General features: G+C 67.1%; 15 protein-coding genes. 12 read left to right on the top strand and 3 right to left on the bottom strand.

Features of this window, described 5'->3' with window-relative positions; translation table 11 throughout:
* Positions 1-69 precede the first annotated feature (69 nt).
* The 8 genes from V9K97_RS05245 (at position 70) to V9K97_RS05210 (ending at position 8,571) form a co-directional block, all read left to right on the top strand.
* Positions 70-2,151, top strand: coding sequence for a VIT and vWA domain-containing protein (locus tag V9K97_RS05245; protein ID WP_337316756.1), 2,082 nt, complete (start codon positions 70-72; stop codon positions 2,149-2,151).
* 24 nt (positions 2,152-2,175) lie between these two features.
* Complete coding sequence (xrtQ, locus tag V9K97_RS05240) at positions 2,176-3,105, top strand: exosortase Q (RefSeq protein ID WP_337316755.1); 930 nt, start codon at positions 2,176-2,178, stop codon at positions 3,103-3,105.
* Positions 3,086-3,655 carry a hypothetical protein gene (locus V9K97_RS05235; RefSeq protein ID WP_337316753.1) on the top strand — a complete coding sequence of 190 codons (570 nt, stop codon included), beginning with the start codon at positions 3,086-3,088 and terminating at the stop codon, positions 3,653-3,655. Before xrtQ ends, V9K97_RS05235 begins: the two co-directional genes overlap by 20 nt.
* Positions 3,656-3,740: 85 nt before the next feature.
* Positions 3,741-4,931, top strand: coding sequence for a biosynthetic peptidoglycan transglycosylase (locus tag V9K97_RS05230; RefSeq protein WP_337298654.1), 1,191 nt, complete (start codon positions 3,741-3,743; stop codon positions 4,929-4,931).
* Positions 4,928-5,707, top strand: coding sequence for a GNAT family N-acetyltransferase (locus tag V9K97_RS05225; protein ID WP_258503148.1), 780 nt, complete (start codon positions 4,928-4,930; stop codon positions 5,705-5,707). Before V9K97_RS05230 ends, V9K97_RS05225 begins: the two co-directional genes overlap by 4 nt.
* A 66-nt stretch (positions 5,708-5,773) precedes the next feature.
* Positions 5,774-6,658: a pirin family protein gene (locus V9K97_RS05220; protein ID WP_337316750.1), complete on the top strand. Its 885-nt coding sequence runs from the start codon at positions 5,774-5,776 to the stop codon at positions 6,656-6,658.
* Positions 6,659-6,735: 77 nt separating this feature from the next.
* Positions 6,736-7,845 carry a flavodoxin family protein gene (locus V9K97_RS05215; RefSeq protein WP_337316748.1) on the top strand — a complete coding sequence of 370 codons (1,110 nt, stop codon included), beginning with the start codon at positions 6,736-6,738 and terminating at the stop codon, positions 7,843-7,845.
* 147 nt (positions 7,846-7,992) lie between these two features.
* Positions 7,993-8,571, top strand: coding sequence for a Spy/CpxP family protein refolding chaperone (locus V9K97_RS05210; protein WP_337316746.1), 579 nt, complete (start codon positions 7,993-7,995; stop codon positions 8,569-8,571).
* A 92-nt stretch (positions 8,572-8,663) separates the two neighbouring features.
* Here V9K97_RS05210 and V9K97_RS05205 read toward each other — a convergent pair whose 3' ends face one another.
* Positions 8,664-9,092 (bottom strand): serine/threonine protein kinase, encoded by a 429-nt coding sequence (locus V9K97_RS05205; protein WP_337316744.1) that lies wholly within the window; start codon positions 9,090-9,092, stop codon positions 8,664-8,666.
* 224 nt (positions 9,093-9,316) lie between these two features.
* On the opposite strand from V9K97_RS05205, the gene V9K97_RS05200 reads away from it, so the two are divergent.
* Genes V9K97_RS05200 through V9K97_RS05190 form a run of 3 tightly spaced genes read left to right on the top strand, consistent with a single transcriptional unit; the run spans position 9,317 to position 12,361 of the window.
* On the top strand, positions 9,317-10,099 hold the full coding sequence (locus tag V9K97_RS05200; RefSeq protein WP_258503143.1) for an endonuclease/exonuclease/phosphatase family protein: 783 nt from the start codon (positions 9,317-9,319) through the stop codon (positions 10,097-10,099).
* A gap of 14 nt (positions 10,100-10,113) precedes the next feature.
* Entirely contained in the window at positions 10,114-11,385 is a 1,272-nt protein-coding gene (clsB, locus tag V9K97_RS05195; protein ID WP_337298648.1) for a cardiolipin synthase ClsB, read from the top strand.
* Between the two features lie 19 nt (positions 11,386-11,404).
* Positions 11,405-12,361, top strand: coding sequence for a lysylphosphatidylglycerol synthase domain-containing protein (locus V9K97_RS05190; RefSeq protein WP_337316742.1), 957 nt, complete (start codon positions 11,405-11,407; stop codon positions 12,359-12,361).
* Between the two features lie 17 nt (positions 12,362-12,378).
* Here the strand turns inward: V9K97_RS05190 and V9K97_RS05185 are convergent, their stop codons facing one another.
* Positions 12,379-12,954: an acyloxyacyl hydrolase gene (locus tag V9K97_RS05185; protein WP_337316740.1), complete on the bottom strand. Its 576-nt coding sequence runs from the start codon at positions 12,952-12,954 to the stop codon at positions 12,379-12,381.
* A 207-nt stretch (positions 12,955-13,161) separates the two neighbouring features.
* Here V9K97_RS05185 and V9K97_RS05180 point away from each other — a divergent pair, with 207 nt between their 5' ends.
* Positions 13,162-13,659, top strand: coding sequence for a polyhydroxyalkanoate granule-associated phasin (locus V9K97_RS05180; RefSeq protein WP_337316738.1), 498 nt, complete (start codon positions 13,162-13,164; stop codon positions 13,657-13,659).
* 16 nt (positions 13,660-13,675) lie between these two features.
* On the opposite strand, the gene V9K97_RS05175 is transcribed toward V9K97_RS05180, so the two are convergent.
* Positions 13,676-14,923 carry a metallophosphoesterase gene (locus V9K97_RS05175; protein WP_337316736.1) on the bottom strand — a complete coding sequence of 416 codons (1,248 nt, stop codon included), beginning with the start codon at positions 14,921-14,923 and terminating at the stop codon, positions 13,676-13,678.
* Between the last annotated feature and the right edge of the window lie 66 nt (positions 14,924-14,989).

The raw sequence follows: 14,989 nt of genomic DNA, 5'->3' as shown, positions 1-14,989 counted from the left end.
AATTTCCTTCTCGCGCGGCGTCGACAGTTGCGGCTGTGCAAGTTCGCACGGACACCACTCCACACCGCCATGGACGCCCAAATCTCCACCCGCCCCGGCCGCTGGCTCTGGCTCGCCACCGTGAGCCTGGCCGCCGCTGGCTTCGTCGCGCTCAGCGTGCACCCGGTGCATGCCCAGGAAGCTCCCGGCCCGCGGCTGAAGACCGAGAGCCCGTATTTCTTCGTGAAGAGCGACGACCCCTCCGTCGACCGCCTGCCGCTCAAGGGCACCGAGGTGTCGGTAAAGATCTCGGGCGTCATTGCCGACGTGACCGTGACGCAGACCTACCGCAACGAAGGCCAGCGCGCGATCGAGGCGAAGTATGTTTTTCCGGGCTCGACCAAGGCCGCCGTGAGCGGCCTCAACGTGCGCCTGGCCGACCGGCTCATCACCGCGCAGATCCGCGAGAAGCAGCAGGCACAGATCGAATACGACGCCGCCAAGAAGGAAGGCAAGACCGCCGCGCTGCTCGAGCAGCACCTGCCCAACGTGTTCCAGATGAACGTCGCCAACATCCTGCCGGGTGACGACGTGAAGGTGGAACTGCGCTACACCGAACTGCTGGTGCCGCAGTCGGGCAACTACGCCTTCGTGTTTCCCACCGTGGTGGGCCCGCGCTACAACAGTCCGCAGTCGGAAAACGCGCAGGCCCAATGGGTGGCGCAGCCCACGCTGCGTGCGGGCGTGGCGCCCAGCACCCGCTTCACGCTCAAGGCCAGCATCGACACGCCGATGGGCCTGAAGGAAGTGCGCTCGTCGTCGCACACCATCGAGGTGAAGAAGAGCGATGAAGACCGGCACGCCGAAGTCGCGCTCGCGTCCGACGGCCGGCCCGCGGACAACCGCGACTTCGTGCTCGACTATCGGCTGGCTGGCGAGAAGATCGAATCGGGGCTGATGCTCTACAAGGGCCAAGGGCAGAACGCCGATGGAAGCGCGGAAAACTTCTTCCTTGCGATGGTCGAGCCGCCGAAGGCGGTGGCTGCCAGCGCCATCTCCCCGCGCGACTACATCTTCGTGGTCGACATCTCGGGTTCGATGCACGGCTTTCCGCTGGACACCGCCAAGACGGTGCTCGAGCGCCTGATCGGCGGACTGCGCCCGAGCGATACCTTCAACGTGCTGCTGTTCTCGGGCAGCAACAAGATGCTCTCGCCCAAGTCGGTGCCCGCCACGCGCGCGAACATCGAGCAGGCGCTGGCCACCATCCAGAACTACAGCGGCAGCGGCAGCACCGAGCTGATACCGGCGCTCAAGCGTGTGTATGCCGAACCGAAGGAAGAGAACGTTTCGCGCACCGTGGTGCTGGTGACGGACGGCTACGTGACGGTGGAGCGCGAGGCCTTCGAGCTGGTGCGCAAGAATCTTTCGAAGGCCAACGTGTTCGCCTTCGGCATCGGTTCGTCGGTGAACCGCAGCCTGATGGAAGGCATTGCGCGTGCCGGCATGGGCGAGCCCTTTATCATCACCGACCCGATCCAGGCGCCGGAGCAGGCCGCGCGCTTCCGCCGCATGGTGGAGTCGCCGGTGCTCACCAACGTGAAGGTCACTTTCGGCGGCCTGGACGTGTACGACGTGGAGCCGCAAGCGCTGCCCGACGTACTGGGCGAACGCCCGGTGATCGTGTTCGGCAAGTGGCGCGCCGATGCCGAGGGCAAGGCTCGTGGCCGCGTGATCGTCGAAGGCCAGGGCGCCAATGGCCCGTACCGCCAGGAACTGCGCATCGACCCGCAGCTGCGCCAGGACACGGCCGCGCTGCGCACGCTGTGGGCGCGCCACCGCATCCAGAGCCTGAGCGACCAGGAAACCCTCGAGGGCGGCGCTGCCTTCAAGGAGCGCATCACCGAGTTGGGCCTGAAGTACAGCCTGCTGACGCAGTACACCAGCTTCATTGCGGTCGACAAGGTGGTGCGCAACGTTGCGCCGCAGAACAGCGTGGACGTGAACCAGCCGCTGCCCCTGCCCCAGGGCGTGAGCGAACTTGCACTCGGCGCCGAAGTGCCGAGCACGCCCGAACCCGAAACCCTGGGCGCCATTGCCGTGGTGCTGTCGATGCTTGCCATGCTGCGCCGCCGCGCGCGCCGCAACGATCCGCGCCGCTTCACGGCCTGAGCGCGGCAGAAAGGGAAAAAAGAAATGTCATTGGCCGCACTTGCCCACCGCCATCCGCGCATCGTGGATTGGGGCATTCAGATCGACCGCGCACCGGCCGCCTTCTGGCTGGCGCTGCAATTCGCGGCGCTCGCGCCGACCTGGGCCTGGATGGCCCGGCGCATGCGCGACGGCTCCGACGATCCGCTGGGCCTGCTGGCATTGGCCGCCTTGGCGGCGCTGGCATGGCAGCGGCGGCGCGAACTGCGCGCGGCGCCGCGGCTGGGCTGGCTGGCCCTGGCGGCCGCCGGCACCTTGCTGGCCACGCTGCTGCGCACCGGCGCCGGCGCCCTGCCCGCCTTGCCGCCGCTCGCGGCAAGCCTGATGGCGGTGCTGGCGCTGGCGTTCGGGCTGCTGGCCTTCCTGCCGCGGCGCGTGGCCGCGCTGCCGGTCGTCGGTCTTGCGGTGCTGGCCTTGCCGCTTTTGTCATCGCTGCAGTTCTATGCCGGCTATCCGCTGCGCGTGGTCACGGCCGAGGCGAGCCGCTGGCTGCTGGCCCCCGGCTTCAGCGTGGCGCGCGAAGGCAGCAGCCTCGTGGTCGACGGGCGGCTGGTCATCGTCGATGCGCCGTGCTCCGGCGTGCAGATGGTGTGGCTCGGCTACTTCACGGCCTGCGCCGTTGCGCTCTGGGCGCGGCAGAGCGACCGCGGCTTTTTGCGCCGGCTGCCGATGGTCGGCTTGCTGGTGCTGGGCGGCAACATCCTGCGCAACAGCGTGCTGATTGCCTTCGAGGGCGCGGGGCAGCCGCTGGCGCCGTGGGCGCACAACATGCTCGGCCTGGTGGTGCTGGCGGCCGTGTGCGGCGGCATCGCCCGCCTGATGGTGCCGGAACGCACTTCTGCCGGACTTGCCGACCAGCCGATTCCCGGAATGATCACCACGCAGGGAGGCCGCCATGTCGATACGGTTCTTTGAAAGCTTTTTCGCTAATCACTTCATCAACCGCATCGGCCACAAGACGGCCTTTGCACTCGCGATGCTGCTGTGCCTGCTGTGGTCTACCGCCGCGGCACTGCGCGCGCCGCAAGAACACGTGGCGGCCGCGGCATCGCATGAGTGGCCGCGCGAATGGGACGGCGTTCCGCTGCGGCCGATGGCGCTGGGCGACGTCGAGCAGCGTTTTGCCGACCGCTTTCCGGGCGCCATCGGCCGCATGACCGACGGCACGCAGATGATCGTGATGCGCGCGGTGAACACGCCCACGCGCATGCTTCACCCGGCCGCCGATTGCTACCGCGCGCTCGGCTATCGCATCGAACAGGCGCGCCTTGAACGCGATGCGCAGGAGCGCTTGTGGCGCTGTTTTGTTGCGCAAATGCACGGAGCGCAAAAGTTCCGCGTTTGCGAGCGCATCGTCGATGCCGAAGGCACGGCTTTCACCGACACTTCAGCTTGGTACTGGGCGGCCGCCAGCGGGCAGTCGACCGGTCCGTGGCAAGCCGTCACGGTGGCGAGACCCTTGTAAGAGTTGTGTGAACAAGACCCTGAGATCTGCGATTTACGGGCTGTTGGCCCTTGTAGTCACTGCAGCGATAGCTATCTTCCTGATAGTGAAGTTCGCCCTCGCGCCCGCACCGGGCGAATGGCGCGGCACGGTCAAGGCCGGTCCGCTGAGTTTCGAAGTCGGCATGCCCACGGCAGTGCGCCTGGCCACTTCTCCGTGGCTTGCGCCGCACCTGGACGGTCACGCGCTCGACACCCGCTTCGGCACCGTGCATTTCGCCTGGAAGAACGAGGCCGGCGCGCTCGAATTGCGCTGCGCGCCCTGCACGGTCGAGGTTCCGGCGCTCGGCACGCAGCCGATACGGGTCGAAGGCCTGCTTGCCACCGTCAAGCGCGACGGCAACACCCTGACGGGCATCCTCGAGGCCACACCCCGCAGCGCCGAGGCGTCGGCCGTGATCCACGGCCAGTGGGAAGGCCGCCTCACGCCCAAGAACCTTCTGCTCAGCGCCGACATCAAGGATGCACCCATTGCGCGCTGGTACGCGGTGCTTGCGCCCAACCTGCCCGAACTGCAGCGTGCGCGCATCGGCGGCACGCTGGCGCTGCGCGGGCAGGTCGCGCTGCCTGAGGGCACGTTCGCGGTGGTTCCTGTCGTCAGCCAGTTCACCGTCGAAGGGCTGGGCACCGAAGCCATGCTTGGCGCGCGCACCGGTTGCGGCGCGCCGTCGAAGCTGGCCAACGACAGCTGGCTGGCGCGTGCGGTCATCGCGGCCGAAGACCAGCGCTTTTTCAGCCATGCCGGCTACGACCTGGCGGAAATCGTTGCGTCGCTCGACAACAACCAGAAAGACGGCCAGACCAAGCGCGGCGGCAGCACGCTCACGCAGCAACTGGCCAAGCTGCTGGTGACGGGCAGCGACCGCACGGCGGAACGCAAGTTGCGCGAACTGCTCTATGCGGTCGAAATGGAACAGACGCTCGGCAAGGCGCGCATCCTGCAGCTCTACCTTGATAACGCGCCCTGGGGCGGCAACCTGTGCGGCGCCGAAGCTGCCGCGCGCCGCTACTTCAAGCGCCCGGCACGCAACCTGGAGCCTGCGCAGGCCGTGTGGCTTGCGGCCATGCTGCACAAGCCGCATGCGGTGCTCGAACAATGGCGGCGCGACGGCCGCATTGACCCGGATCGCACCAAGTGGGTGGCCGAGAGCGTGCGCGGCATCAGCCGCAACCAGCGCGAGACGCTGCTCAAGAGTGTGGCGGCCGCCAAATTCCCGGCGCCGGAGGCCGCGCCATGAATGACACCCGCGCGTTCGTGGAGAGCGGCGAGATCGAAGCCATCGAGCGCGCCACCGTCGCCGCTGTGTCGCCCCTTGCCGTCGAGGAGCTCGACGGCTGGCTGTTGCCCTTCGACGATGGCACCGTCAAGCGCGCGAGGTCGGCCGTTCCGCTGCACCGGGGGGCCGTGAGCGACAGCACGCTCGACCGCATCGAGGCCCGCTACGACAGCCACCAGTTCGTGCCCGCGTTCCGCCTGGCTGACACGGCCTGCTTCGACCCGCTGCGGGCCGAACTGGAGCAGCGGCACTACGTGGGCGATTCGCCCACCTGCGTGCAGATCGGCTCCGCAAGGCGCATGCGGCAGGTGGCGTCGGCCGATGCGGCGCTGGCCGACGTCGATGCCGCACCCGACGAGGCGTGGGCCACGCTGTTCCTCGGCGAAGGCTTCGATCCTGTAGACGGTGCGCACCGCGTGCGGGCGCTGTCCCGCGCCAAGGGCTCGCTGTATGCCAGCGTGCGCGAAGGGCGCCGCACCGTCGCGGCGGGCGCCATGGCCTTCAGCCACGGATGGGCCAGCGTCCATGGCATGCGCACCGAGCAGTCGCAGCGCGGCCGAGGCCTGGCCGGGCGCGTGCTGGCCGGGCTGGCGCAGGCCGCGCTCGAACGCGGGTTCGAGCGCGTGTTCCTGCAGGTCGATGCGCACAACATGCCGGCTCACGCGCTCTACCGGCGCGCCGGCTTTTCCACGCAGTGGCAGTACCGCTACTGGCAGCGGCAGCAGTGGCCGCGCTGATTTCGTAACCTGAAACCGGCACCCCCACGGGTGGCGCGGTCGGGTGGTTAGTGCCACCATGGCCGCATGAAGAACGCAAACCACCCGACCGATCCCGTGGCCACGCCGCGCGGCATCGACCACATCGTGGCCGGTGTTTCCACCAGCGATGGCGACGGCGTCAAACTCACCCGCGTGCTGCAGCAGCCGCTGCAGAAGCGGCTCGACCCCTACCTGATGCTCGACGCCTTCGGCAGCGACAACCCGGGCGACTACATCGGCGGCTTTCCCAACCATCCGCACCGGGGCTTCGAAACCGTGACCTACATGATTGCGGGCCGCATGCGCCACCGCGACAGCGCGGGCCACGAGGGGCTGCTGCAAAACGGCGGCGTGCAATGGATGACGGCCGGCCGCGGGCTGGTGCACAGCGAGCTGCCGGAGCAGGAAGAAGGCCTGATGGAAGGCTTTCAGCTCTGGCTCAACCTGCCCGCCAGGGACAAGATGCGCGAGCCCTGGTACCGCGACATCCAGAGCGAGGAAATCCCTGAATACACCACCGCCGCGGGCGTTCACGTGCGCGTGATCGCGGGCGAAAGCCACGGCATCGAAGGTGCGGTGCGGCGCGAGCACACCGAGCCGCTGTATCTCGACCTGAGCCTGCCGCCCGGAGCCGAGTTTGCGCAGCCCTTGCCTGACGATCACAACGCACTGGTGTACGTGTACCGCGAGTCGGTGTGGATTGCGGGCAGCGAGGTGCCGACGCGCCGCATGGCCATTCTGGCGAACGACCCGGGCAGCGACGGCGTGGTGCTGCGCGCGGGTGCCACCAACCACAGCCCGGCGCGCGTGCTGCTGATTGCCGGCAAGCCGCTGAACGAGCCCATTGCCCAATACGGCCCCTTCGTGATGAACACGCAGGAGCAGGTGAAAGAGGCCGTGCACGATTTTCAGAACGGCAAATTCGGATGACGCTGTAGTCGAAGGCCTACCGAAAATCGGCACCGTCCGCAGGTCACAGGGGCGCGGGCTCGGCATAGATTGCGGTCATGCCCTCCAGCACGACCCCTCCGACAGCCGCGACCAAATCCCCCAGAGTCCGCAAGGGCCAGGCACCCGAGACACTGAAGCGGGAGCAGTTTCACGAGCGCTTCATGCAGCCTTTTCGCGACCCGGCCTTCGAAGCCGAGAAAGAAGCGTTGCAGCGCATCGAGCTCGTTGCGTGGGAGGCCTACCAGGAAGGCCGCAAGGCACCCGTCACGCGCAAGGCCGGCCCGGGCTATGCCGACCCGGCCTACGACCTTTCCGTCGACTGGCTCGAAGCCAAGGCGCGCATCGATGCGGCCCAGGCGTCCTGGCGCAGTCCGCAGACGCGGTCGCGCGTGCTGCTGGTCAACGGCTCGCCGCGCAACGACGGCACCTGCCCCGGCGAAATTTCGAAGACGTGGCGGCTGGTGCAGCTCGCGCGCGAGGTGCTCGAGGGCTGCGGCATCGAGGCCGACGTGCTCGACCTCAGCCTGCTCACCTCCGACTACGGGCGCCACATTCATCCGTGCAAAGGCTGCGTTTCCACCGCCATGCCGCTGTGCCACTGGCCCTGCAGCTGCTATCCCAACCACTCGATGCGCCAGACCGGCGACTGGATGAACGAGATCTACGAACGCTGGGTGGCCGCGCACGGGGTGATCGTGTTCACGCCCACGCACTGGTATCAGGCGGCCAGCCCGCTCAAGCTCATGATCGACCGGCTGGTGTGCGCCGACGGCGGCAACCCCGATCCCACCAGCACCCACGGCAAGAAGCCCGAAGAAGCCAAGGCCCTCGAGCTCGAGGGCTGGGGCTATCCCAAGCACCTCGAAGGCCGCGTCTACGGCGTGGTGGTGCATGGCGACGTGGCCGGCGTGGAGAGCGTGCGCCGCAACCTGTCGGACTGGCTCGACTGGATGGGCCTGATCGATGCCGGCTCGCAGGCCCGCTTCGACCGCTACATCGGCTACTACGAGCCCTATGCCACCAGCCACGACGCCCTGGACGCCGATGAGGACGTGCAGGAGGAGGTGCGCAACGTGGCGCGCGCCGTGGCGCTGGCGGTGGGCGAGATGCGCACCGGCAAGCTGCAGTCGCCCGACCGTGGATTGAAGCCCCCAAGGCCCAAATAAATCACGCCCGGAGCGGTGTGGCCCGTGCGGTTCATGATTCTTTACGCACGCTCACTTTCGGCTCACCTGGGAGATACAGAGGTCTTCCACACTTCGCTTCACCTGCTGCCCATTGGCGGCGGGCTTCTTCGAAAGGAAGCACTTCTCATGATCTCTCTTCGCCAACGCATCGTCTGGGCCAGCCTTCTCGGCTCGGCCGCCCTCGCCTCTTCGGGTGCCTTTGCACAGGCCCCGGCTGCGCCCGCGACCTCCGCCGCTCCGCCCGCCGCCGTTGCGCAAGCCGATGGCGCGGCACCCAAGGCACAGCACAATCGCATGGACCCGGCGCAACGCATGGAGCGCATGCAAGAGCACCGCGCCAAGCGCCTGGCCGCGCTGAAGGAAAAGCTCAAGCTGACTTCCGCACAGGAAAGCGCGTGGGCCAGCTTCACGACGGCCACCCAACCGCCGGCCGGTGCCCGCCCGCAGCGCATGGACCGCGCGGAATTTGCCAAGCTCACCACGCCCGAGCGGCTGGAGCGCATGCAGGCCCGCCAGGCCGAGCGCAGCGCAAGGTTCGCCAAGCGCGCCGAAGCCACCAAGACCTTCTATGCCGCGCTGACGCCCGAGCAGCAGAAGACCTTCGACGCGGAAACGGTGCATGCCGGCATGCACGGGCACCGCGGCCACCGTGGTCATCACGGCCATGGCGACGCCGGCCACACCGCGGCACCCGCCAAAAGCTGAGCCCCGCGTTCGTGACGGCGCCTGACAAGGCGCACGCATAAAAAAGCCCGCAATGCACTCGTGCATCGCGGGCTTTTTTCGTACACGGGTGTTTACTGCGGCGTGCCGGTCTTCTCGGTCGGGTTGGTCGGCACGTCGGGCCTTTCACCCTTCTGGCCGAACTGCGGCTTGGTCTTGCGGGCCTGCTGGCTGACCTCGGCGCGCGACATTGCGCCCGTGGGTTGCGGCATGGCATTGGGCTGCGCGTTCACAGTGGTGCTGGCTTCGCCCTTGGGCACCGGGTTGTTGACGTTGTTGCGGTTGTGGGCGCGGGCCTCGGCCTTCACCGCTTCGCGCGAATTGGGCATGCTCGCATCGGGCCGCTGCGGCGGGTTGGGCACGCCGGAGGGCGTTTGCGTGCTGGCCTGGCCGCCCATGGCCGGATCGGGCTGCGCGGGTATCGATGTGGCTTGCGCCATGGCGGCGCCGGTGGCGGCCATCAGGCCGGCCAGCACCGTGGCGTGAAAGACTGCGTGCTTCATGGTGTGTTCCTTTGCTTGTCTCTGCGGATGAATGAAGTGGAAAGCGGGCCGTTTCCCGGCCCTGAATTCACCGTAGGAGGCCCGGCATGGCCCCTGTGTCGGGGTGCGGCAGGCCTGCCTGTAGGAGCCGGCCCCCCTGTCGCGAAGGCCGGAGGCAAAGGCGGCAAGAAGGTGGCGCGTTCCTACAGGCGCGGGCGGCGCGGCAACGTACAACCGCAGAACAGATGTCTTCTTCCCCGATTCCACTCGCCGCCGCCGCGCCGACCTCGCTCAAGGTGATGACCGTGAACACCCACAAGGGCTTCACCGCACTCAACCGCAAGTTCATCCTTCCGGAACTGCGGGATGCGGTGCGCACGGTGGGCGCCGACGTGGTGTTTCTGCAGGAAGTGCTCGGCACCCATTCGCGCCACTCGCGCAAGGTGAACAACTGGCCCGAGGCGCCGCACTACGAATTCCTGGCCGACACCATGTGGCCGCAGTTCGCCTACGGGCGCAATGCCGTGTACCCGCGCGGGCACCACGGCAACGCGGTGCTGTCCAAGTTTCCGATCGTGCATTACCGCAACCACGACGTGTCGGTGGCCGGGCCTGAAAAGCGCGGCCTGCTGCATTGCGTTCTGCGCCTGCCCGGCCGGCCCATCGATGTGCATGCGATCTGCGCCCACCTGGGCCTGGCAGAGGCGCACCGGCAGCAGCAGCTGGAGCTGCTGTGCCACATCGTGCGCGACGAAGTGCCCGCCGATGCGCCGCTGATCGTGGCGGGCGACTTCAACGACTGGCGCGGGCGCGCCCACCAAGTGCTCGAAGAAGGCGCCGCACTGCGCGAGGTGTTCGTGAGTGCGAACGGCTCGGCCGCCAAGACTTTTCCTTCGCGCTTTCCGCTGCTGTCGCTCGACCGCATCTATGTGCGCAACGCGGGCGTCCATGCGCCGGTGGTGCTGCCGCGCAAGCCCTGGTCGCACCTGTCGGACCATGCGCCGCTGGTGGCGAACATCGACCTTTGAAGATGGTGGCCGACATGGACCAGAGAGCCCGCTGGGTCGGTGGCAACAGCATTTCATTGCTGGAGAACGGCGAGGAGTTCTTTCCGCGCGTGTTCGATGCCATTCGACAGGCCAGGCGCGAGGTAATCATCGAGACCTTCATCCTCTTCGAGGACAAGGTCGGCATGGCGCTGCATGCCGCCATGCGCGCGGCGGCCCAGCGCGGCGTGAAGGTCGATGTGCTGGTCGACGGCTTCGGCTCGCCGGATCTTTCGCGCGAGTTCATCGAAGGCCTGAGCTCGGTTGGCGTGAAGATGCGGGTGTTCGATCCGGGCAAGCGCATCCTGGGCCAGCGGCTGAACGTGTTTCGGCGCATGCACCGCAAGATCGTGGTGGTCGACGGTGAGCTCGCGTTCGTCGGCGGCATCAACTATTCGGCCGACCATCTGCTCGACTACGGGCCCAAGGCCAAGCAGGATTACGCGGTCGAACTCCGCGGGCCGATCGTGGCGCAGATCCACCAGTTCGTGCTGCGTGCGATTGCGCTCGGCGACAAGGGGCCGCGCTGGTTTCGCCGCCGGCTCAAGCAGGCGCCGCCGGTGGCGCGGGAGCACGTGGGCGAAGTGGAGGCGATGTTCGTCACGCGCGACAACCGCCGCCATACCAACGACATCGAGCGCCAGTACCTGGCCGCCATCCGCGCCGCGCGACGGCGCATCGTGATTGCCAATGCGTATTTCTTTCCGGGCTACAGGCTCATCAAGGAACTGCGGCGCGCCGCGCGCCGCGGCGTGGATGTGCGGCTCATCCTGCAGGGCGAGCCCGACATGCCGATCGTCAAGACGGCCGCGAGCATGCTCTATCACCACCTGCTGCATTCGGGCGTGCGCATCTTCGAATACTGCGACCGTCCGCTGCACGCGAAGATTGCGCTGATCGACGACGACTGGAGCACGGTCGGCTCGAGCAACCTCGATCCGCTGAGCCTCTCGCTCAACCTGGAAGCCAACGTGATCGCGCGCGACAAGGCGTTCAACGACCTGCTGTGGCAGCGCATGGACACGCTCATGCGCGAGAGCTGCAAGCTGATTCGCGAAGACGACCTGGAGAGCGAGTGGAGCGGCTGGCGCCTGGTGCGCAGCTTTTTCATCTTCCACTTCTTGCGCTGGTATCCCTCATGGCTGGGCTGGTTGCCGCGCCAGGTGCCGCGCCTCACGCTGGCCCAGGCCACCGATCTTGCCGAAAAGCGCGACCAGCGCGAGAAGACCGGCGACAACGGTGCCACCCAGACGACGGAAGCTGCATGAACTGCGCGGCGGCTTTCCCATGAGCACCATGAGCCTCGCGCACCGCCCCTGGTGGCCCTGGGTTCGCCGCATCGCGGTATGGGGCTTCTTCGGCCTCATTGCCTGGCTGCTGGTCAACCAGGCGCGGGCCATCGACTGGCAAGAAGTGTTCGACGCCATGCGCGCGCTGCCAGCGTCCACGCTGCTGCTGGCAGGCGCGCTGGCCGCCGGCAGCTTTGCGACCTACAGCACGTACGACCTGCTGGGCCGCTATCTCACGCGCCACCGGCTCCGCGCCGCGAGCGTGATGGGGGTGACCTTCATCAGCTATGCCTTCAACCTGAACCTGGGTTCGCTGGTGGGCGGGGTGGCGTTTCGCTACCGGCTCTATTCGCGCCTGGGCCTTTCCAACGACACCATCACGCGCGTGCTCGGCTTCAGCATGCTGACCAACTGGCTCGGCTACCTGGTGGTGGCGGGCGCCGCCTTCTGCTTCTGGCCGATGGTGCTGCCGGACGAATGGAAGATCGACAACGGCGGCCTGCGCATTCTTGGCGCGGTGCTGCTGCTGCTGGCGGCGGCGTATCTGGTGCTGTGCGCGTTTGCCAACGGGCGCGTCTTTCGCATACGGCAATACCGCTTCAAGGTGCCGGCGCTGCGCATGGCGCTGCTCCAGCTGGCCATGTCGTGCCTGAACTGGTCGCTGATCGGCGGCGTGATCTGGGTGCTGCTGCAGGGCCAGGTGGCTTACCACCAGGTGCTTGCGGTGCTGCTGGTGGCTGCGGTGGCGGGCGTGGTCACGCACGTGCCGGCGGGCCTTGGCGTGCTGGAAGCGGTGTTCATCGCCCTGCTCTCGCACCAGGTTCCGCAGGGCAAGCTGCTAGGCGTGCTGCTGGTGTACCGGGGGCTTTATTACCTCTTGCCGCTGGCCGTGGCCACCGTGGCCTACTTCGTGACCGAACTGCGCACCCGGCGCTTGCGCACGACCACGCGCTGAGCGTTCTTGTTCTTTTTCTAGAAGTGATAGGTGTAGCGCAGCCGGACAAAGTTTTCGCCCGGGTTCGGCTTCTTGATGCCGGCGTTCGAAAAGTGCTGCAGGCGCAGCGTGAGTTCATGCCGGCCGTTCTCGCCGAAGCTGCGTCCTACGCCCAGCACCTCGGTGAACTGGAATGCGGTGCTGAAGGTGCGGTCCGGCGTCTTGTAGAGGTGGTCCATGACCGTGCCGCCCACGCCGCCTTCGGCAAACCAGGGGGAGCTGCCGCCGCCAAAGCGGTAGCGCCAGGTGTAGATGGCGCCAATCTGCGTGTAGTTGCGCGAGCCGCTGCCGAGCGCCGGCGCATGCCACTGGCTGATGAACAGGTCCCAATAGGAAGTCAGCGCGCCTTCGTGCACCGGCTGGCGCAGCGACCAAGGGAGCGTAACGCCCACGGTGGCTGAATTGGTGGCCCCTTTGTCGCCGTGCGGTGCACGGCCGCCCTCGAAGTAGATGCCGCGTGCGCTGTCTTCGAACGCATGAGCCTCGGTGCCCAGCAGGCAGAGAAGGCCTGCGAACACGGCAGCCCCGAGGGACGCGGACGGTGGTACTTTCATGATGTGGGTTTTGAAAGCAAATGATGGAAAGGAAGGAAATAATTACTTTCCGCTCCGTTCCGCGCCTTCGCCCGAGGCTATTGCCATGTCGAAAGGTAGGACTTCTTCAACATTCCTGCAGAGTTGAATTTGTTGCACTGCAGCAATTTGCACAGGCGGAGCCTATAGTGGTGTTCATTCATCCCCCTATAGATCGGTCTTCGCCCCATGTCGTCTCTTACCTCTGCTGCCCGTTTGGCCAGCCCGCTGATGTTGTGGGCCGACGTGGCCTTGAAGACCCAGGAAATGCTGCTGTCTTCCGGCTCGGTGATTCACATGCGCACCGAACGCATGGCCAAGGCGGGGCTCGCCCCCAGTGCGGCGGATCTGGCCGAGTTCAAGCTCATGGGCGACGAAAAGCTCGCCGCTGCGGGCAAGGCGGGCGCCGCCATGGTCAGGCAGTGGCACAGCAGCCATGTGTCGCTGCCCAGCCGTGTGCTGCAGCAATGGTTTCTGAGCGCGGGAGCTTTTCTTTCGATGGCCGGCAGTATCACGCCCGCACAGGCGGCGGTGCGAGGCGACGCCTTCATCAAGGCCACGACCCTCGCGGTCAGCTCGGCCGGCCAGCTCTCGGGTGCGGCGGTTCGCATTGCGCGCGAAGGGCTGAAGCCGATCCACGCTACGGCCACATCGAACGCCCGGCGCCTGGCCGAGCTGCGCGCCTGACTGGGCAGCGCGCCCGTCAGCTGCGCGCCGGCACGAGCGTGATCAGCGTAATTTCAGAAGGCGCGCCAAAGCGCTTGGGCGGGCCCCAATAGCCCGTGCCGCGGCTCACGTAGATCCACATATCGTGCAGCCGGTGCAAGCCCGCGGTAAAGGGCTGCTGCATCGGCACGAACAGGTTCCACGGAAAGAACTGCCCGCCGTGCGTGTGGCCCGACAGCTGCAGCTGGTAGCCGGCCCGGGCCGCGAGCGGCGCGCTGCGCGGCTGGTGGGCAAGCAGCACGCGCGTGTGCACCAGCGGCGGCGCGTCGTACAGCGCAAGATGCGGATCGCTTTGATGCGCGGGATCGAAGTGGCCGGCGGTGAAGTCGGTCACGCCGGCCAGCACCAGTTGGCTCTCGAACAGTTCTTCGTCGTTCTGCGCGCCACGCACATTGCGCGTCTGCAGCACCACGTGCTCGTTGAGCAGCACCGTCAGCCCGAGCCGGCGCAGCTCATCGATCCATGCACGCGCGCCGGCGTAGTACTCGTGGTTGCCTGTCACCACAAAAGTACCGTGCCGCGCGCGCAGCCCGGCCAAGGGCGCGATGTGATCGCGCAGCTCGGCCACCGTGCCGTCCACCAGGTCGCCGGTGATCGCGATGGCGTCGGCGCCGAGCCGGTTCACCGCGTCGACGATGCGCTGGATGTAGTCGCTCCGGATCGTCGGCCCGACGTGGATGTCGCTGAGCTGCGCAATCGTGAAGCCCTCGAGCGCGGAAGGCAGCCCTTGAATGGGAACCTCGACGCGTTTGACGGCCGCAGTGCGGCGCGCGTTGAGAAAACCGACAAAAGAGGCCAGCGTGGCGACCACCAGCACGGCCATGGCGCTCCACGGCAGCACTGCGTTCCAGGAAACCTGCAGGCCCGCCAACGCGCCTGCCAGCCAGGTGAGCAGTAGGCCCGCATCGCGCACCAGCGTCAGCACGAACATCGAGGAGAACCAGCCCATGCTGATCAGTCCGGTCCATTTGAGCGCGTCCTTCAAGGAGGCGTTGCGCTCGGAGCGGCGCGAGATGAACGGCAGCGGAATGGTGAAGGCCGAAACGGCAAGCGCGACGAGCGCCAACGGCCAGGCCGGGGTGAGCATGGCCAGCGCGGGCACCAGGCGCAGCGCAATGTAGACATGCAGGAGCGCGGTCAGAACGCTCAGGGGACGTATCGGCATGGGGGCAATGGGAACGGGCACTGCCCGGGAGGCAACATCTGCAAGGCGCATGCCGTGCATTCAAGACGCCGGCTGGCCCGCAGCGCGCTATTTTTTCTATAGCGTGCTTCACCCGGATAGCAGGCG

The organism is Variovorax sp. CCNWLW186 (genome assembly GCF_037203865.1).
Classification (GTDB): domain Bacteria; phylum Pseudomonadota; class Gammaproteobacteria; order Burkholderiales; family Burkholderiaceae_C; genus Variovorax.
The sequence above is the reverse complement of the archived record's forward strand: the minus strand, read 5'-3'. Positions and strand labels throughout refer to the sequence as shown.